The 16,891-nt window shown below is 63.0% G+C and carries 20 protein-coding genes; 5 read left to right on the top strand and 15 right to left on the bottom strand.

Going from position 1 to position 16,891, the window contains the following annotated elements; genetic code table 11:
- The first annotated feature begins 44 nt into the window (after positions 1-44).
- A complete protein-coding gene (locus tag CK228_RS24455) occupies positions 45-515 on the top strand; it encodes an Lrp/AsnC family transcriptional regulator (protein WP_095774546.1) in 471 nt (156 codons plus the stop codon).
- A gap of 33 nt (positions 516-548) precedes the next feature.
- Here CK228_RS24455 and CK228_RS24450 read toward each other — a convergent pair whose 3' ends face one another.
- From CK228_RS24450 to trbB, 11 genes are read right to left on the bottom strand one after another with little or no spacing between them, the layout of a single operon-like run.
- On the bottom strand, positions 549-770 hold the full coding sequence (locus CK228_RS24450) for a DUF2274 domain-containing protein (protein ID WP_095774547.1): 222 nt from the start codon (positions 768-770) through the stop codon (positions 549-551).
- Between the two features lie 3 nt (positions 771-773).
- Positions 774-1,913: a TrbI/VirB10 family protein gene (locus tag CK228_RS24445; RefSeq protein ID WP_095789530.1), complete on the bottom strand. Its 1,140-nt coding sequence runs from the start codon at positions 1,911-1,913 to the stop codon at positions 774-776.
- Positions 1,910-2,971, bottom strand: a complete 1,062-nt coding sequence (gene trbG, locus CK228_RS24440) for a P-type conjugative transfer protein TrbG (protein WP_095774549.1) — start codon at positions 2,969-2,971, stop codon at positions 1,910-1,912. Before trbG ends, CK228_RS24445 begins: the two co-directional genes overlap by 4 nt.
- Positions 2,968-3,657 (bottom strand): conjugal transfer protein TrbF, encoded by a 690-nt coding sequence (gene trbF / locus CK228_RS24435; protein ID WP_095789529.1) that lies wholly within the window; start codon positions 3,655-3,657, stop codon positions 2,968-2,970. Before trbF ends, trbG begins: the two co-directional genes overlap by 4 nt.
- Positions 3,658-3,660: 3 nt before the next feature.
- Entirely contained in the window at positions 3,661-5,025 is a 1,365-nt protein-coding gene (trbL, locus tag CK228_RS24430) for a P-type conjugative transfer protein TrbL (RefSeq protein WP_095789528.1), read from the bottom strand.
- A 2-nt stretch (positions 5,026-5,027) separates the two neighbouring features.
- On the bottom strand, positions 5,028-5,339 hold the full coding sequence (gene trbK-alt, locus CK228_RS24425) for a putative entry exclusion protein TrbK-alt (protein ID WP_095774686.1): 312 nt from the start codon (positions 5,337-5,339) through the stop codon (positions 5,028-5,030).
- 11 nt (positions 5,340-5,350) lie between these two features.
- Positions 5,351-6,109: a P-type conjugative transfer protein TrbJ gene (gene trbJ, locus CK228_RS24420; protein ID WP_095774552.1), complete on the bottom strand. Its 759-nt coding sequence runs from the start codon at positions 6,107-6,109 to the stop codon at positions 5,351-5,353.
- Positions 6,106-8,562 carry a conjugal transfer protein TrbE gene (gene trbE, locus CK228_RS24415; protein WP_095789527.1) on the bottom strand — a complete coding sequence of 819 codons (2,457 nt, stop codon included), beginning with the start codon at positions 8,560-8,562 and terminating at the stop codon, positions 6,106-6,108. The genes trbJ and trbE overlap by 4 nt, the downstream gene beginning before the upstream one ends.
- Positions 8,563-8,572: 10 nt before the next feature.
- Positions 8,573-8,854 (bottom strand): VirB3 family type IV secretion system protein, encoded by a 282-nt coding sequence (locus CK228_RS24410; protein ID WP_095789526.1) that lies wholly within the window; start codon positions 8,852-8,854, stop codon positions 8,573-8,575.
- The gene (locus CK228_RS24405; protein ID WP_095789525.1) at positions 8,854-9,189 is read right to left on the bottom strand and encodes a TrbC/VirB2 family protein; all 336 of its coding nucleotides are present in this window, start codon (positions 9,187-9,189) and stop codon (positions 8,854-8,856) included. Before CK228_RS24405 ends, CK228_RS24410 begins: the two co-directional genes overlap by 1 nt.
- The gene (trbB, locus tag CK228_RS24400; RefSeq protein ID WP_095789524.1) at positions 9,186-10,169 is read right to left on the bottom strand and encodes a P-type conjugative transfer ATPase TrbB; all 984 of its coding nucleotides are present in this window, start codon (positions 10,167-10,169) and stop codon (positions 9,186-9,188) included. The genes CK228_RS24405 and trbB overlap by 4 nt, the downstream gene beginning before the upstream one ends.
- 260 nt (positions 10,170-10,429) lie before the next feature.
- Here trbB and CK228_RS24395 point away from each other — a divergent pair, with 260 nt between their 5' ends.
- The 3 genes from CK228_RS24395 to CK228_RS24385 are packed head-to-tail and all read left to right on the top strand — an operon-like array spanning position 10,430 to position 12,673.
- Positions 10,430-11,260 carry an amino acid ABC transporter permease gene (locus CK228_RS24395; protein WP_245437841.1) on the top strand — a complete coding sequence of 277 codons (831 nt, stop codon included), beginning with the start codon at positions 10,430-10,432 and terminating at the stop codon, positions 11,258-11,260.
- Positions 11,250-11,909 (top strand): ectoine/hydroxyectoine ABC transporter permease subunit EhuD, encoded by a 660-nt coding sequence (ehuD, locus tag CK228_RS24390; RefSeq protein ID WP_095789522.1) that lies wholly within the window; start codon positions 11,250-11,252, stop codon positions 11,907-11,909. Before CK228_RS24395 ends, ehuD begins: the two co-directional genes overlap by 11 nt.
- Positions 11,909-12,673 carry an amino acid ABC transporter ATP-binding protein gene (locus CK228_RS24385; protein ID WP_095789521.1) on the top strand — a complete coding sequence of 255 codons (765 nt, stop codon included), beginning with the start codon at positions 11,909-11,911 and terminating at the stop codon, positions 12,671-12,673. Before ehuD ends, CK228_RS24385 begins: the two co-directional genes overlap by 1 nt.
- Before the next feature lie 80 nt (positions 12,674-12,753).
- On the opposite strand, the gene CK228_RS24380 is transcribed toward CK228_RS24385, so the two are convergent.
- From CK228_RS24380 to CK228_RS24365, 4 genes are all read right to left on the bottom strand, one after another.
- Positions 12,754-13,359 carry a response regulator transcription factor gene (locus CK228_RS24380; protein WP_245437842.1) on the bottom strand — a complete coding sequence of 202 codons (606 nt, stop codon included), beginning with the start codon at positions 13,357-13,359 and terminating at the stop codon, positions 12,754-12,756.
- Between the two features lie 214 nt (positions 13,360-13,573).
- On the bottom strand, positions 13,574-14,188 hold the full coding sequence (locus CK228_RS24375) for an acyl-homoserine-lactone synthase (RefSeq protein WP_095789519.1): 615 nt from the start codon (positions 14,186-14,188) through the stop codon (positions 13,574-13,576).
- Between the two features lie 65 nt (positions 14,189-14,253).
- Positions 14,254-14,982: a LuxR family transcriptional regulator gene (locus tag CK228_RS24370; protein ID WP_095789518.1), complete on the bottom strand. Its 729-nt coding sequence runs from the start codon at positions 14,980-14,982 to the stop codon at positions 14,254-14,256.
- A gap of 165 nt (positions 14,983-15,147) precedes the next feature.
- Complete coding sequence (locus CK228_RS24365) at positions 15,148-15,543, bottom strand: helix-turn-helix transcriptional regulator (protein WP_348628974.1); 396 nt, start codon at positions 15,541-15,543, stop codon at positions 15,148-15,150.
- Between the two features lie 73 nt (positions 15,544-15,616).
- Here CK228_RS24365 and CK228_RS24355 point away from each other — a divergent pair, with 73 nt between their 5' ends.
- Complete coding sequence (locus CK228_RS24355; protein WP_245318244.1) at positions 15,617-16,879, top strand: threonine synthase; 1,263 nt, start codon at positions 15,617-15,619, stop codon at positions 16,877-16,879.
- Positions 16,880-16,891 lie beyond the last annotated feature (12 nt).

The raw sequence follows: 16,891 nt of genomic DNA, 5'->3' as shown, positions 1-16,891 counted from the left end.
ACAATTGGCTATACAGCGAACCTTGCCGGCTCTGGAGACCAAAAATGTCAAGCATGGCTCTCGATGATATTGACCGCAAGATCCTGACAGTCTTGCAATCCAACGCGCATGCGACAAGCGAGCAACTGAGCGAGGCGGTGGGATTGTCACCGTCCCCCTGTGCCCGCAGGGTCCGCAATCTGGAAGCGGCCGGTGTCATTACAAGCTATGTCGCGATCGTCGATCAGTTGAAAGTCGGATTGCCCATCAGCGTATTCGCCTCGATCAAGCTCGAGCGGCAGCGCGAAGAGGAACTCGACCGTTTCGCGAAGGCCGTCCAACGCTGGCCGGAAATCGTCGAGTGCTACCTGATGACAGGACAGCGTGACTATCTGTTGCGCATTGTCGTAAAGGACCTGCAGGCCTATGAGGCCTTTCTGAAGCGCACCCTCACCCGGCTCGAAGGGGTCGCTTCGATAGAATCGAGCTTTGCCTTGGGGCAAGTGAAGCACGCGCAACCGCTGCCTATCGAGTAGACCCTTGACGTGCGCTTTGGCGGCGTCCCTGGATCAGGGCTTCTCTTTCTTGGCTTTCGCAAAGCCGCGATCGGTCGCGATGAACCGCTCAAGCATCGGCGCGATCAGACGCAAAGGATCAGCAGAGGGTTGCCCCACCTCGCGCCCGAGAATCTCTGCATATCTCACCAGGTCGCGATGCAGCGGAGCCGGCAACTCCACCGTGATCTTGACCGGCCTGTCGTCGGTGATCGCAGCCAGTTTCAACTTGGCCATTCTTCAGCCTCCGTAAGGTTCAAGCACAAGGTCGCGGGTGACGAGGACGCGAACCGGGAATCCCGGTCTGATCGCAAGCGTTGGCGCGATGTCGAGCTGGCGCTGGACGATCTGCTGGCCGACCCGACTGACGCTGTCGGAGGCGCCGTCTCGCAGCGCGCGCGCAATTTCGCTTTCCTGGCCGGACGAGCCCGCCTGCGCGCCGACGCTCAGGAGCGTCGACAGCGTCGCTGCCTTGAACAGCTCTCCCCAATGGTAGTCGACACCATCCTCTAGACCGGCATAGCCCTGCGGATCCGTGCCGGGCTGCCGTTCCAGAACGATGGAGTGTCCATCGGGAAAAATCAGCCGGTTCCAGACAAGCAGCACGCGGCGTTGCCCGAACCCAACCCCGTTGTCGTACTGGCCTACAATGCGTGTTCCCTGTGGAATGAGCAGCGCCCGGCCGGTCGGGCTGTCATAGACATTCTCCGTTACCTGGGCGCTGATTTGGCCGGGCAGATCCGAGCGGATGCCTGTGACGAGCGCAGCCGGGATTACAGCGCCGGCCTGGAGCACATAAGGTGACGCCGGGGGCATGACGCGATCGGGAGCCACGGTCTGGCGATCCGCCGCGGTGTTGAGGAAAGCGGATTGGCGGTCCTGCGCATTCGGCTGGCCGGCCTGCCCGGCGAGCTCGCCGAGGTTTGGCATGGCAAGCGATCCAGATGTATCGGCGATCGTTGCGCTTCCTTGTCCTTCCTGAAAGAAGACATGCGACGTTCTGGCCGCCTCCTCTTCTGCCACCCGGCGCTGCTCTGCCTCGTCCACCGCGGGGGTCGCGATCATCGGTGACTGTCCCTTGTTTTGCGCATCGAGGATCGGCCTGCCGAGATCGCCAGGCAGCGGCGGCCCGAGGATCGGGCCGGAATAGTCGCGCGGCAAGCTTGCCAACCCATCGGCGGGCTGACGATTTGACGTCGAAATCAGCTCGTCGCCTTGTTTGCTCGTGTCGCCGTCCCGCAGAGCGTACACCAGCGCAACGCCAATGCTGAGCGAGGTGGCCAAGCCTATACTGGCGAGCACCTTGCGCGACAGGCGGGTCACGCGCGGCGGGTCGGCGCGAAGCCGCATCGGTTCGGCGGCAACATCGCTATCGGTCATGGCTGCTCCCCTCCGCCTGTTTTTGCGCCGGCCGTTCCAACGCGGCCGACGCTCGGCATTTGCCGCAGCCGGCCCTGTGCTCGTCCGTCGAGTCGGACAATCCTTACCGTCTGCTGCCGCTTGCCGCTGCCAAGACGCAGTTCGGCCGCGCCGAAGAGGCGGTCGACGATCAGGATGTTCTGGTAGACGCGGCTGTTGGCGATCTCGGCTTCGCCGTCCGGGCCGATGACGAAGATCGGCGGCATCTCGCCTTGCACGATTCCACGCGGAAACGCGACATAAACCTTGCGGCCATCGTCAAAGACGCTGACGGGCTTCCAGGGTGGCGCATCGCCTGTCAGGCCGTAGCGGTAATTGCGCGCGGCCATGTCGGGTATCACCGGCGTCGTCGGGATGGCTTGTCGCGAACCGGCCCGCGGCGCCGGGTAGGACCATGCGACGGCGGGCATGTAGGTCTTGGCCCCCGCGCGCAGTTCGAGCATATAGCTGCGCCGATCCGTGGCGATGACGAGATTGGTCTTGATGTCGGCCCGCGAGGGTTTCACCAGGACATGCACGCGCCGGGTAATGCCCGATCCGCTTTCGGTGTCACCGATGATCCAGCGCGCCGTATCCCCTGCCGCGATCGGACCCTCGCCTGCAAGGCTCTCGCCGGGCTCGAGAGCTATGTCGGTTATCTGACCGGGTGAGGCATAGACCTGATAGAGCGCGCCCTCGCTCCAGGGATAGATCTGGATGGCGTTGTAGTAGCCCTTCCGGCGCGGCTCTACACGCGCTACGGCATTGGCGTTCTCCACCCGCGCGGTCGGTGTGTTGCCGGCGCCACCGCCACGCGCGGGAGCCCAGGCCGGGGGCATGAGCAGCGGCCTTGGTCGTTCTTCGCGTGCGATCTTCGGCAGAGCGGCCAAGGGCGGCACATAGGGATCGTAGCGGATGTTCGGCGGCTTTGTTGGCGTCGCGGCGCACCCTGCGAGGAATGCTGCTGCCGACACCAGCGCGGTCGACAGCAGGTATCCTCTGAGTGAAGGGACAGCGACAACACGCAATCTGAGGCTCATTGGCTCATCTCCCGCGACCAGTTGATGGCGTTGACGTAGATTCCGAGCGGATTGGCGCGAAGCCGTTCCGCGTCGCTCGGCGGCTGCATGACGATTGTCAGGATTCCGGTCCAGCGCTCCGTTCCCGAGAGCTGCCCATGGTCGTAGTGCCGCTCGATCCAGGCGACACGAAACGAATCCGGCGAGGCGCGGATGACCGACGACACCTCTACCGAAACCTGCTGCTTGCCGACCTTGGAGAACGGATCGTTGGCGCGAGCGTAGTCGTTGAGCGCGGCGGCACCCTGGTCGGTGGTCCATTCGTAGGCACGCAGCCAGTCCTGGCGCACGATGATCGCATCAGAAGGGATGGAGCGCACCTGTTCGACGAAACGGGCGAGATGCCACGCAATCTGAGGATCGGTCGGCTTGTAGCCGGCGATCGCGGGCGCGGTCGCCTGCGCCTGTCCCAGCGCATCGACCTGCACCACCCAGGGCACGACAGTGCCACGCGCCGACAGCCAGACAAGGGCGGCGGCGAGGCCGGTCGACAGGATCAGCGACCCGAAAGCCATGGCACGCCAGTTCCTTGCCTGAACGCGCGCGGAACCGATGCGCTCATCCCAGATTTGCGCTGCCTTCTGATAAGGCGTTTCCGGTCGAGGGATCTTGCCGTAGTGAACGGCTGGGCGCCGAAAGACATTCATTGGTTATTCGCCTTCAGAAAGAGAAATCGAAGCGCCGCCGCCGTGGCTGTCGCCGCCCCGCACGGCATGGGCGGCAGTCTGGGCGCCGTGTGACAGACGCTGGGATCGCTGCAGGCGTTTGGCCCATTCGGGCTGGGTGCCGGATGGATTGCCGACCCAGGAAGAAGGAACCGTAGGCGGCGAAGCGGCATTGCCAACCGTACCCATGGTTGAAGATCCACCAGTGATCCCGGCCGCCGAACTGGCGCCGGCGGTGAAGCTCGCCTTGAATGACTGGCCGGCGCGTGCCGCGGCGCGCTTGAGTGGTGAAACGGCAGCGGAGGCGCCGGCGCTTGCGATGCCGCCCGCGCCGGAGGCGAGGCCGGCGGCGCCGGCCTGTCCGGCCGCCGCGAGCATGAAAGCCGCCGAGCCGCCACCGGCGAGCGCGGTCGCGCCGCGCGCTGCCGACGCCGCTCCCGACAACGCTGACGCCCCGCCCCGCGCCGCCAGACCGGCTGCGCCGAACCCGGCAAGCGTCATGCCACCCGCTGCAAGACCGGTGGCGACGGCCGCGCCGGCGCCGAGCTGCGGTCCGCCTGAGACAATGCCGTTCGCGATCCCGGGGCCGAATATGCCGAGGCCAAGCAACGACAGCGCCGCCAGAACAATCGCCATGGCTTGATCGATGGTCGGGCTCTCGCCGCCAAAGCCTTGGGTAAATTCCCCAAACAGCGTCGAGCCGATACCGATGACGACGGCCAGCACCAGCACCTTGATACCGGACGAGATGACGTTGCCAAGCACCCGCTCGGCCATGAAGGCCGTCTTGCCGAAGAGACCAAACGGGATGAGGACGAAGCCAGCCAGCGTCGACAGCTTGAATTCGATCAGCGTGACGAAAAGCTGCACGGACAGGATGAAGAAGGCGAGCAGCACCAGCGCCCAGGCGAAGAGCAGGCAGGCGATCTGGATGAAATTCTCGAAGAAGGAGACATAGCCCATCAGGCCCGAGATGGCTTCGAGCAACGGCCGCCCGGCATCGAGGCCGGTTTGCGCCACCTTGCCGGGCCGCAGCAGGTCCTCGACCGTGAAGGAGGTGCCGCTGGCTTTCAGGCCAAGACCTGAGAAACTTTCAAAAACGACGCGCGCCAGGCTGTTCCAGTTGGAAATCAGATAGGCGAAGACACCGACGAAAAGCGTCTTCTTGATGAGCCGGGCCAGAATGTCGTCATCGGCGCCCCAGCTCCAGAAAAGCGCGGCAAGCGTCACGTCGATGACGATGAGCGTGGTAGCGACGAAGGCGACTTCGCCGCCGAGCAGGCCGAAGCCGCTGTCGATATAGCGCGTGAACGTAGCGAGGAACTGGTCAATGACGCCGGTGTTGCCCATGTCTATCGTTTCCCTTGGCCACTCGAACCTGGGGCGCCCAATGCCTGGCCCGCCGACGGTGATCTGAAGCCGAGGAAGCGATCACGTTGCGCGGCCCACAGGCGCGAACAATCCTTGTCAAGGAGCGCGGCCTCGCCAAGGCTCTGGCAGTGGCGAAGGCCTTCACGCAGCGCACTTGGCGCCAGCGTGACCGGGGCCGGCGAACCAGAACCGTCCGGCGTTTGCCTGTCGCGGGTCATTTCGAGCGGGGCAGCCGCGATCGCCGCCGCGACGAAGACGACGGCGCCCAGGCGAAGGAGTATCTTGCCATCCACGTCGCGCAACCTCAGCGGTTGAACATCGCGCCATTGCCGGCCTGGTAGCCGGATCCGGCGCGCAAAAAGCGACGACGCTGCTCGCGTCCCTGTTCGGCGGCCGCGGAGCGTTCCGCTTCGCTCAACGCCGCGGCGCGGCCGTTGGCGGCGACAACAGCCGTCAGGTCAGCGAGCTGCTGGGCCTGCAGCGCCAGAAGCTGATTGCCGGCTTGCGTCGCCTGCAGCGCGCCCGTCGCCGATTGGCTGGCTCCGACCAGCGACGACATCTGCACGCGGTTGGTGTCGATGTTTGCGACGGCTCCCGCCTGCACACGCATGGCGTCCTGAAGACCACCGACTGTATTTTGCCATCGCGAGCGCGCGTCCGCGACAAGCTGCTGCTCCGGCGCGGACAGGGAAACCTTCCCGTATTTCTCCTGGAACATCCTGTCGACCTGCTCGACATTGAAGGCGATGTTCTGCGCCTGGTTGAGCAGCTGTTGCGTGCGTTGTACCGATTGCTGCAGCGCCTGCAGTGAAGAGAAGGGCAAGCTCGCGAGATTGCGGCCCTGGTTGATCAGCATCTGCGCCTGGTTCTGCAGCGAGGTGATCTGGTTCGTCACCTGCTGAAGCGACCGCGCGGCCGTCAGAACGTTCTGGGCGTAGTTGGAAGGATCGAAAACGATGAACGCCTGGGCTGGCGTTGTCAGCAGCACCGGTGCGATCGCGAGCGGCGCGCAGAGCATGGCGCCAAGGGCAAGAGAGCGCGCGCGCAAACGATAAGTATTCATGACTGAGACTCCTTTTGCGTTTGTAGGTTCAGGTTAGAAAGCCCGGCAATGAGGTCAGCGGCCCAGCCAACGTCTCGGGCGCGCAGCCAGGCCGGCAGGAAGTCGTCGCGACCATGTTCGGCCACGATGCTGGCGATCAGGGCCTGATCCGCCTTGGAGGATGCAGCGCAAAGCGCGAGGCCGATTTCGGAGAGGCCCAGTTCGAACAGCCGATTGCCGCGCCGCGACTGGCAGTAATAGTCGCGCTTGGGCGTCGCGCGCGCCAGGATTTCTATCTGGCGATCGTTGAGACCGAAGCGGCGATAGATATCCGTGATCTGCGGCTCGATCGCGCGCTCGTTCGGCAGCAACAGCCTGGTCGGACAACTTTCGATGATCGTCGGCGCGATGTTCGAACTGTCGATGTCGGACAGCGACTGGGTGGCGAAGACGACGCTGGCGTTCTTCTTGCGCAACGTCTTCAGCCATTCGCGCAATTGACCGGCGAACCCCGCATCGTCGAGGGCAAGCCAGCCTTCGTCGATGATGAGCAGCGTCGGACGGCCGTCGAGCCGGTCGCCTATGCGATGGAACAGGTAGGAGAGCACGGCTGGTGCGGCTTGCGTGCCGATGAGGCCCTCGATTTCGAACGCCTGCACGGATGCGTGTCCGAGATGTTCGGTCTCGGCGTCAAGCAGCCGGCCGTAAGGGCCGCCAACACAATAGGGGCGCAGCGCCTGCTTCAGCTCATTGGCCTGCAACAGCACGCTAACGCCAGTGAGGGTGCGTTCCTCGACCGGCGCCGACGCAAGCGATGTCAGCGCGGCCCAGATATGCTCCTTGGCATCTGGATTAATCTGGAGGCCCTGGCGTGTGAGCATCGCGACGATCCAGTCGGCGGCCCAGGCGCGCTCATATGTGTCGTGAATGCGGGCCAGCGGCTGCAGCGAAACGGATGCCTCCACGCTCTCGGCAAGCCCGCCACCCAGATCGTGCCAGTCACCGCGCATAGCGAGCGCGGCGGCGCGGATCGAACCCCCGAAGTCGAAGGCGAAAACCTGGGCCTTGTCGTAGCGGCGGAACTGCAGGGCCATCAGCGCGAGCAGCACCGACTTGCCGGCGCCTGTAGGGCCAACGACCAGGGTATGGCCGACATCGCCGACATGCAGGACCAACCGGAATGGGGTCGAGCCTTCTGTCTTGCCGTAAAGCAAGGGAGGACTGACCAGATGCTCGTCCCGTTCCGGCCCCGCCCACACGGCAGAGAGTGGGACCATGTGAGCAAGATTGAGCGTTGAGACGGGAGGCTGGCGGACGTTGGCATAGGCGTGCCCGGGCAAGGAGCCGAGCCAGGCCTCGACGGCGTTGACAGTCTCGATGATTGTCGTGAAGTCGCGACCCTGGATGACTTTCTCGACAAGCCGCAATTTCTCGTCAGCCACGCGCGGGTCGGCATCCCATACAGCGACGGTCGCGGTGACATAGGCCATGCCCGACATGTCGGCGCCGAGTTCCTGCAGCGCCTCGTCGGCGTCCGCCGCCTTGTTGGCGGCGTCGGTGTCGACGAGCACGGACGTCTCGTTGGTCATCACCTCCTTGAGGATCGAGGCAATGCTCTTGCGCTTGGCAAACCACTGGCGCCGGATCCTGGTCAGGAGCCTGGCGGCATCGGTCTTGTCGAGCAGGATCGCCCGCGTCGCCCAGCGGTACGGGAAGGCGAGCCGATTGAGATCGTCAAGCAGGCCGGGCGTTGTCGCGGTCGGGAAGCCGACGATGGTCAGCACGCGAAGATGCTGGTGGCCAAGGCGTGGCTCGAGACCGCCCGTCAGCACCTCATCGGCCACGAGCGCATCGAGGTAGATCGGCGTCTCGGGAACCCGCAACCGGTGGCGTTTGGTCGAGACCGTCGAATGCAGATAGGTCAGCGTTTGTCCGTCATCGAGCCACTGGCATTCAGGCATGAATCCGTCGAGCAGGGACACCACGCGCTCTGTCCGGTCGACAAAGGCGCGCAGGATCGCGCGAGGATCCACGCTTGATTGCTCGCGACCTTCGTAAAGCCATCCTTCGGCACGCGCCGCGTCTTCAGGCGGCGGCAGGAAAAGCAAGGTTAGAAAGTAGCTCGAGACGAAATGAACCCCCGCTTCTTCGAAATCGGCTTTGCGCTCGGCGTCGAGCAGGCCGGAGGCGGCGTCGGGAAACTGGGTCTCGGGATACGTCGCGGCTTCATGGCGCTGCGCCTCGACGAAGATGCTCCAGCCCGAGCCGAGGCGACGAAAGGCATTGTTGATGCGCGAGGCCACCGCAACCAGTTCGGCTGCAACGGCGGAATCGAGATCGGGGCCACGAAACGTCGCGGTGCGCTGGAAGCTGCCGTCCTTGTTGAGCACGACACCGGGCGCGACAAGGGCGACCCAAGGCAGATAATCGGCCAGGCCGCTGGCGGTCCGACGATATTCGGCAAGGTTCATCATGCCGAGACCCTCAAACCGAAAGATGTGCGGGCAGCCGCAGGTGCCGGCGCCCGACTTCGAAAAACAGCGGATCGCGCCTGGCGGCCCAGACCGCCGTGAAATGGCCGAGCGCCCAGATGATGAGACCGACCAGCCAGAGCCTCAGCCCAAGGCCGACCGCACCGGCAAGCGTGCCGTTCAGGATCGCGATGGCGCGTGGCGCGCCGCCAAGCAGGATGTGCTCGGTCAGCGCCCGGTGAACGGGGACCGTCCAGCCCGGCACGGCATCGAGTCGTTCGAAAGCCGTTGCCATCAGATCAACGCCCCGCCACCGAAAGAAAAGAACGACAGAAAGAAGCTCGATGCGGCAAAGGCGATCGAGAGGCCAAAGACGATCTGGATCAGCCGCCTAAAGCCGCCAGAGGAGTCGCCAAACGCCAGCGTCAGGCCCGTGACGATGATGATGATGACGGCGATGATCTTGGAGACCGGCCCTTCGATCGATTGCAGGATCTTCTCGAGCGGCTGTTCCCACGGCATCGACGAGCCTGACGCATGGGCTACCGGCGCGATCATGAAGCTGACGGCAAGGGTGATCCCGGCCGTGGTCGCGAGGTTGCGAGATGCGCGCGCAAGTGTGCGGATCATGAGTTCTCTCCTGTGTTGTTCAAGGTGGCTTCAACGGTGCAGTAGTCGCCATCAGGACCGAGCCCCTCGACGCGCGTGAGTTCGGCCAGCCGCCGTGCGGAACCCCGTCCGGCAAGGACCGCGACAAGGTCGATCGTGTCGGCAATCAGCGCGCGTGGGACGGTGACGACGGCTTCCTGGATAAGCTGTTCCAGCCGGCGGAGCGCGCCGATCCCGGAACCGGCATGCAAGGTGCCGATACCGCCGGGGTGCCCGGTGCCCCAGGCCTTGAGCAGGTCGAGCGCCTCGGCGCCGCGCACCTCGCCGATGGGGATGCGGTCGGGCCGCAGGCGCAACGAGGAGCGAACCAGATCGGAGAGCGTGGCGACGCCATCCTTGGTGCGCATTGCGACAAGGTTGGGAGCGGCGCATTGCAGTTCGCGGGTGTCCTCGATGATGACGACCCGGTCCGTTCCCTTCGCCACCTCGGCGAGCAGCGCGTTGGTCAGCGTCGTCTTGCCGGTCGAGGTGCCGCCTGCAACGAGGATGTTTGCGCGGCCAGCAACGGCGGCGCGCAGGATTGCGGCCTGGCTGCGGGTCATGACGCATGTCGCGACATAGTCATCGAGCGTGAACACGGCGACCGCGGGTTTGCGGATCGCGAAGGCAGGTGCTGCGACGACCGGCGGCAACAAGCCTTCGAAACGCTCGCCGGTTTCCGGCAACTCCGCCGAGACCCGGGGGGAACGGGGATGCACTTCGGCGCCGACATGATGCGCGACGAGCCGCACGATCCGCTCACCATCGGCAGGCGTCAGCGTTTCCCCCGTATCGGCGAGGCCTTGGGAAAGCCTGTCCACCCAGATGCGGCCATCTGGGTTCAGCATCACTTCCACGATAGCGGCGTCGTCAAGGAACCGGGCGATGGCCGGCCCGAGCGCGGTGCGCAGCATGCGCGAACTGCGTGTGTGTCCTTCGGTGTTGTTGTACGAGATGACCATCTTGTTCCCGTCCGAGCCGGGAACACGTCAAAAAGCCCCGGTCGCGGGATGATCAAAAGAGCTGTGGATCAGTCCGATTCAACAGGTTTCGGCAGGCGTCGAGGCGCAGCGTGCAAAGAGAGGCGAACGGCGGCCCCATCGATCCAAGGCCACCAGGCCGGTTCGGGCGTCGGAAAAGGTTCCGTCTAATGTGAACATATGCAATAATAAGTTCATATTTATTGACAGATGACAGTTTCCGCGCCTATGAGAGGCTGGCGATGGCCCTGGTCATACAGGATCGTCCCCATCACCAGACGGAGGATTGCCATGTGGCCAGGTTCGGGAGCGTCAGCCTCTGCGCGTGCAGCCATCCTCGTCAGGTGCACCCGAAGAAAGCCGGCATCGCCGGCGCTACCATCACCATATGCCGTGGAGGGTTGAGACGCCTAGTGAGCACGTTCGAGATCTGGTTGGGCATTTTGCAAGGCGTTCGCACCACGGCGACGGTTACGGCCTATGGCCTGGTCTTTGCGGTTCCGTTCGCGCTGGTCTTCGGCATCGCGCAGTTTCTAACCACCGGTTTAACGCGCTTTCTGGTGACCGCGGTGATCGAGTTCTGGCGCAGTTCCGCCGTCGTCGTCCTGCTCTTTGTCTTTTACTATGTGCTGCCAGTGGTCGGGGTCACTTTATCAGCGCTGACCGTCAGTGCGCTGGTGCTCGGTCTCAACGCCGGCGGCTATGCCAGCCAGGCTGTGCGCGCTGGCCTTCAGTCCCTGCCTGCCGGCCAGCGAGAAGCTGGCATGGCGCTCGGCCTCTCGCGCGCGCAGATCCTGCTCCTGGTCGAACTGCCGCAGGCGCTGGTTGCCATGAGCCCGACCTTCGTCAACACCCTCATACAGCTCGTCAAGGCGACGGCGCTGGTGTCGCTGGTAACGCTGACGGACATGACGTTCCGCGCCAAGGAGATCGCGCAGACCCAGAACAATCCGGTCGCGATCTATTCGGCGCTGCTGCTTGCGTTCTTTGTCGTCTGCTATCCGATCACGCTTGCCGGCCGCTGGCTCGAGGCTCGTGTCAACGTCGAAAAAGGACCGTCGCGTGGGATTTGACGTGGGCTTTGCGTTGTCGACGATCCCGATCATTGTCGGCGCGATTGGTGCCACCCTGTTTGCCACCGTTTTGAGTTGTGTTGGCGCTTCGGCTGTCGGCTTCACCTTCGAAATAATCCGTCGCAGCGGTGGCGCGCCCGGCTTTGCGGTGCGCTTCCTGATCGACTTCATCCGCTCCACGCCGGTTCTGGCCTGGCTCTATTTCATATACTTCGTCCTGCCTTTCTATGGGATCCGTCTTGGTGCCATGACAGTCGGCGTCCTGGCCCTCAGCCTCTACTACAGCGGGTACCTGGCCGAGGTCTTCAAGGCTGGCATTGATGCTATCCCCAAGGGCCAGCAGGAAGCAGCGCGAGCATTATCGCTCAGCCGGCGCGATACGGTGGTTTTCGTCATCGCGCCGCAGATGCTGCGCAACATCGCCGCGCCGCTCGGCAACTACCTGGTATCGATTCTCAAGGCGACGCCTTATCTGGCGGTCCTGGCCGTGCCGGAAATGCTGGGCCGTGCCTTTGATATCGCTTCTGAAACCTATCGATACGCCGAGCCACTGACCGTCGCCGGTTTGCTGTTCCTGGCGCTGGCGCTTGTCGTCTCTTATGGGGTCAAGCGCGTCGAGCAGCGCCTGCTTGCAACTGGACGCCGCTAATGCTCTCTCCCGTTGCGGCCGTTCAGGCAGAACCCCTGGTCCAGATCGAAGGACTGAACAAGTGGTTCGGCGCATTGCATGTCTTGAACGATATCGATCTGACCATCCGCACGGGCGCGCGCATTGTCGTTTGCGGTCCCTCCGGCTCGGGCAAGTCGACCCTGATCCGGTGCATCAACGGTCTTGAGCGCTTTCAGAAAGGAACCATTCAGCTGGAAGGGGTGACGCTCGGACAAAGCGCTCGCAACACCGCCGTTGCGCGGCGGCAAACAGGCATGGTGTTCCAGAGCTTCAACCTCTTTCCCCACCTGAGCGTACTCGCCAACTGCACTCTGGCTTTGCGGCGAGTCCTTGGCAAATCGATGCGCGAGGCGGAGGAGATCGCTATGCATCAGCTGAAAGCGGTGCGCATCCCTGAAAAGGCGAACGCCTATCCCGGCCAGCTGTCTGGCGGTCAGCAACAGCGGGTGGCGATCGCGCGCGCTCTTTGCCTTAATCCCAGCATCATACTTTTCGATGAACCCACCTCGGCTCTCGACCCCGAAATGATCAAGGAGGTGCTCGACGTCATGACCGCTCTGGCGCGAGATGGTATGACCATGGTCTGCGTCACCCACGAGATGGCCTTCGCGCGTGAAGTCGCCGACGAGGTTGTTTTCATGGACGCAGGCCGCCTTGTCGAGCACGCTTCCTGCGAAGACTTTTTCTCAACAGCCGTTCATCCGCGCGCCCGGCTGTTCCTGGATACGATCCTGAGACATTGAGCAGGCCGTTTCGGACGGGCGGAGCGGCAACTGGTCGAGCAACGGCGATTGGTCGCTTGTCGCGGGCAATGCCGGGCGGGTTACCAGTCCGGCGCGAACGCGTAGCCCGCCGACCGGACGGTTCTGATCACATCGCTTCCGACGGCCGCGCGAAGCCTTTTGCGCAACCGTGCGATATGCACGTCGACGCCCCGCACGTCGGTTGCGGCAGCATGTTCCGGCCACGCCGTCGCCACGAGTTCTTCCCGGCCGATAACCTTGCCGGGGTTCGCCAAAAGGCTGCGCAACAGCTTGAACTCGATCGGCGGCATCGTGATTTCCTTCTGCTTGAAGAAGGTTCGGTGGGTCGCTCGTTCCAGACGAAAATCACCCTGCACCAGATCTCCGGTCCCTGTCTCACGCGATAACCGTGCAAGGCCGGCCTTGCCATGCAGCCAGGTCAGAAGTTGCTCGGGCGCGAACGGCCGTGAAAATATCTCGTCGACGCCAGCCTTGATCAGGTCCAGATGCAACTTGCCGGAACGTGGCGCGACCAAGCCCGCGACCGGGATGGCGTTTGTTGCTGGGGTCGACTTCAACCTGATGCACTGTTTTGCGATGGCACGCTCCCCTGGATGGCAGTCCAGGATCACCGCGAGCGGCTTTGCCACCTCGATGAGGCGGGTGACTTCCTTGTCCTCGGTCATTAGCTGGGTGTCGAAGCCCGCGACCGAGAGTATGTGTCCGAAGACCAGAAAGAAATCCGGATCCTGTGAGGAAATCAGGACAAGGGGCCTCATAAGGGGAAAAACCGGGTTCGCCGCGCCATAGGGCTGACTACCGCGCTCGTGGGCCCGACACAATACGCCACACTATCGGCGGTCCGCGAACTCCTTCGCTAACAATCGCGTATCGGCCTGGTCAAGCCTCATCCGCGAGTATGGCGCCGCTGATAGAATAGGCACGGCGCGTCGCTTGGATGGCCTGAAGCGTGACATCGATCAGAAGTGCGACAATGTCACCGTCGGGATGTTCAAGAACCTGGCCCAGCTCTGTCAGGGTCCAGCCAAGGGCGCGCAGACGTTTCGGCCAGAACGCTTCGCAGACAACGCTAATCTGTCGGATTCCAAGTCTTAGAGCCGCTTCGAGAAGACCGCACAGGACCACGCCCGCGACAGGGGAGGAGGCACCTTGGGTACGAAGCGAAGGAATCACGAAGAAACGCGTCCATTCGAATATTTCCGCGGCTCGCGGAGGCGTTCCCCCGGCGAGACCTGGAAATACCTCGCTCATCAAATGCGGCTCCAGCGTTGGGACCAGGCGCGAACCACCGACGATCTTGCCGTTGGTATCAAGCGCGAGAAGATAGAGCGCATGCTCGTTATCGAAGGCGTCGATCTCGATGTTGATGGGGCGCGCGACGGCGCGCCACCGCCTCTGCCTGACGTAGATGTCGTACCTTATGCGAAAATAGCGCTCCAGAAGTTTCCTGTAGTGCTTCCTGTTTGACCAGGTAACCAGATGAATACGGACCATGACGCCTCCAGGCGGAGGTCGTAGGAAACCGCGCTTGGCGCACGTATGACGGTATTCAGGTATTGCTAAATCTGGATTTCCTGCCGTCGCAGAGCTTTGACGATGGCATGCGAGACATTGATCGCATCGAGCTTGCCGCGAATGTTTCGTTGGTGACTCTCGACCGTGTTCCTGGTTACCCCGAGGATGCAGGCAATGTCTTCGTTCGATTTGCCTTGTGCGCTCCACTGCAGGAGTTCGCGCTCGCGCCCTGTCAAAGGCCTGGCATCACTGCCTTGGCCGCTCGCCTCCAGCCCCGAGAGACGTCGGAATGTGTGGACGCAGAGCGTTTCGATAAGAGGCATTGCGCTCAGTGGCACGTCGATCCGGTCGCTCGCCGCCGTGACGACGCCTGGACCCGCCAGCGGTACGTGGATGGGGACACAGATGCCATCTCGCATGCCAAACTCCGCCGCCTCGTCCATCACCAGTTTCGCGCGCGCAATCATCCTTCCTGCCGGAAGGTCGCTCCACAGGAACGGTTGCGGCGAATGCCGGCACTGAGCTACGCAGGGATCATGCAGAAAATGATCTTCCTCAAGGTAGCGGAAAAACCATTCGGGCGGCCAGCCATCGCCCAAAATCTCGCGCTGCCAGGCCGTATCATGCGGCACGGGCAAACCGGTAATGAGGAAATGACGCAATCCGTAGCGCGCCATTGCGGAGCGAAACTCTTGCAGGATTGCAACCGCCGACCGCCCCGTGTCGATCCTTGAGATCGCCGCAAAGAGCTGAGCAATACTATCGTTTTCCATTGGCAGACCTCGACGAAAGTCAGGCCCAACCCCGGCAACAACTTAAGCGAGTAGAGACACGATCTTCAATGGGACTTGCTGCGAATGTATACTGAAGGAGTCAATTAGCCGGCGCAAATACAAAGAAATCTTAGTCGGTTCAATAACCTATCGAATCCGATCGCGTCACTCGGCTGACTTTGAAGCAACCTGCTTCATCACGCGAGCGGGTCGCCGATGTCCTGGGCCTGCCGAGATCAGCGCCGCCGGTTCGACGCCCAAGGCCTTTGCCAGGATTTCGACCGTATCCAGAGTGGCGTTGCGGCGTCCAGCCTCGACGCTGCTGATATAAGCCCGCGTGCGCCCCGAAATGAAAGACAACTGCTCCTGCGAGAGTTTTCTTTCCCTGCGCAGCCGCTGCACGTTCAGACCAAAAACGCCGCGAAGATTCATCAAGCAACGGATGCTACGGCGCACACTCTGGTGCGACACACTATAGTGCACATTCTGCATTGACAGCCGTGCTGCTGGCTGTTTGAAACGACAGGCGAATTCATCGTTCCCTGAAAAAGGAATTGCCATGGCGAGCCTGCCGTTTCGCGAGCTCTTGGGCGACGTGTCGGAGCATTCCCCGGACGACGGGAGCGGACCCGAAGTGGACAAAAGCCGAGTCCAGAAATTCGTCTGCATCCGATGTGGCGTTTCCTACCCCGGCGATCTCGCCATAGACTCCCGGGGGTGCGAAAAGTGTCGTGAGACCGCGCCGGCAAATCTTCGGCCGGTCTATCCGGCCCACCAGCCACATCCCTTCGATGGAGCTACCGCCCAAGGCTCGCTATGGCGTTTCGCGCATATGCTGCCTTGCGCGGCCGAGGAGGCGGTGACGCTTGGCGAAGGTCAAACACCGTTGCTGGCGGCGCCGCGCATCGGCGCCTTTGTCGGCGTGCCAAACCTTGTGATCAAGGACGAAGGACGAAACCCGACCTGGTCGCACAAGGACCGCTTCTCAACAGTGGCCGTCAGCATTGCGCGTGCGCGGGGCGCAAAAATTGTCGCAACCGCCTCTTCGGGAAACGCCGGCGCTTCGCTGGCGGCTTACGCTGCCCGAGCTGGACTGAAATGCATCGTCACCACGTTCGCGGGATCAGCCGGCGCGATGCTCTCGCAAATCCGCAAATACGGCGCGACGGTTGTGCCGCTGGTCAGCAAAATGGACCGATGGTCGCTGCTTGCGCAGGCGGCTGACCGCTATGACTGGTTCATAGCCTCGCCCTATCACGGACCGGTCGTTGGAAGCCATCCACTCGGCATAGAGGGCTATAAAACGATTGCCTACGAGATCGTCGAGCAATCGGGAGGCACCGCGCCGGACTGGTGCGTGCTGCCGGTCTGCTATGGCGATGCCTTGTCCGGCGTCTGGGCAGGATTTTGCGAGCTGTTCGCGCAAGGCGCGATCGCCCGTCTGCCGCGACTCGTTGCGGCGGAAGTGCACGGGTCACTGGCGGCGGCGCTTGCCAGCGGCGCCGATGCACTGCCGGAGCGCCCGATGGCCTTCGAGAGCCTTGCCGTTTCGATCGGCACGCCGCGCAGCACCTTCCAGGCACTGAAGGCACTTCGGGACTCGTGCGGCCATGCCGTACCCGTTGGCAACCAGGGGCTTGTCGCAATGCAGGAGCAGCTTGCCCGCGACGAAGGCATCTTTGCCGAGCTCGCATCGGTCACGCCGCTTATTGCGATCTCTACATTGAGGCGCCAACGCATCATCGCGCCGACAGACCGCGTGGTTGCGGTTGTGACTGCCAGCGGACTGAAGGATCTCGACCGGTCCGTCACGCCGGACAGGAATGATCGGATTTTCCAGACAACCCAGGATGCCTGGCGCTGGCTGGATGCCAATGAGCCCCGGCTCGCCTCCTAGAACGCCGGGCAA

The sequence above is a fragment of the Mesorhizobium sp. WSM4312 genome (assembly GCF_002294875.1).
Classification (GTDB): Bacteria; Pseudomonadota; Alphaproteobacteria; order Rhizobiales; family Rhizobiaceae; genus Mesorhizobium.
This window is presented reverse-complemented; position numbering and strand designations above follow the sequence as displayed.

Bases quoted from the DNA above. Each gene is read 5' to 3' on its own strand.
- CK228_RS24455 (WP_095774546.1), top strand. From the start codon at position 45: ATGTCAAGCATGGCTCTCGATGATATTGACCGCAAGATCCTGACAGTC.
- CK228_RS24445 (WP_095789530.1), bottom strand. From the start codon at position 1,913: ATGACCGATAGCGATGTTGCCGCCGAACCGATGCGGCTTCGCGCCGAC.
- trbF (WP_095789529.1), bottom strand. From the start codon at position 3,657: ATGAATGTCTTTCGGCGCCCAGCCGTTCACTACGGCAAGATCCCTCGA.
- CK228_RS24405 (WP_095789525.1), bottom strand. From the start codon at position 9,189: ATGATCCGCACACTTGCGCGCGCATCTCGCAACCTCGCGACCACGGCC.
- CK228_RS24395 (WP_245437841.1), top strand. From the start codon at position 10,430: ATGGCCCTGGTCATACAGGATCGTCCCCATCACCAGACGGAGGATTGC.
- trbJ (WP_095774552.1), bottom strand. From the start codon at position 6,109: ATGAATACTTATCGTTTGCGCGCGCGCTCTCTTGCCCTTGGCGCCATG.
- trbE (WP_095789527.1), bottom strand. From the start codon at position 8,562: ATGATGAACCTTGCCGAATATCGTCGGACCGCCAGCGGCCTGGCCGAT.
- CK228_RS24380 (WP_245437842.1), bottom strand. From the start codon at position 13,359: ATGACCGAGGACAAGGAAGTCACCCGCCTCATCGAGGTGGCAAAGCCG.
- trbB (WP_095789524.1), bottom strand. From the start codon at position 10,169: ATGGTCATCTCGTACAACAACACCGAAGGACACACACGCAGTTCGCGC.
- CK228_RS24410 (WP_095789526.1), bottom strand. From the start codon at position 8,854: ATGGCAACGGCTTTCGAACGACTCGATGCCGTGCCGGGCTGGACGGTC.
- CK228_RS24365 (WP_348628974.1), bottom strand. From the start codon at position 15,543: ATGGCAATTCCTTTTTCAGGGAACGATGAATTCGCCTGTCGTTTCAAA.
- trbL (WP_095789528.1), bottom strand. From the start codon at position 5,025: ATGGGCAACACCGGCGTCATTGACCAGTTCCTCGCTACGTTCACGCGC.
- CK228_RS24375 (WP_095789519.1), bottom strand. From the start codon at position 14,188: ATGGTCCGTATTCATCTGGTTACCTGGTCAAACAGGAAGCACTACAGG.
- trbG (WP_095774549.1), bottom strand. From the start codon at position 2,971: ATGAGCCTCAGATTGCGTGTTGTCGCTGTCCCTTCACTCAGAGGATAC.
- CK228_RS24370 (WP_095789518.1), bottom strand. From the start codon at position 14,982: ATGGAAAACGATAGTATTGCTCAGCTCTTTGCGGCGATCTCAAGGATC.
- CK228_RS24385 (WP_095789521.1), top strand. From the start codon at position 11,909: ATGCTCTCTCCCGTTGCGGCCGTTCAGGCAGAACCCCTGGTCCAGATC.
- CK228_RS24450 (WP_095774547.1), bottom strand. From the start codon at position 770: ATGGCCAAGTTGAAACTGGCTGCGATCACCGACGACAGGCCGGTCAAG.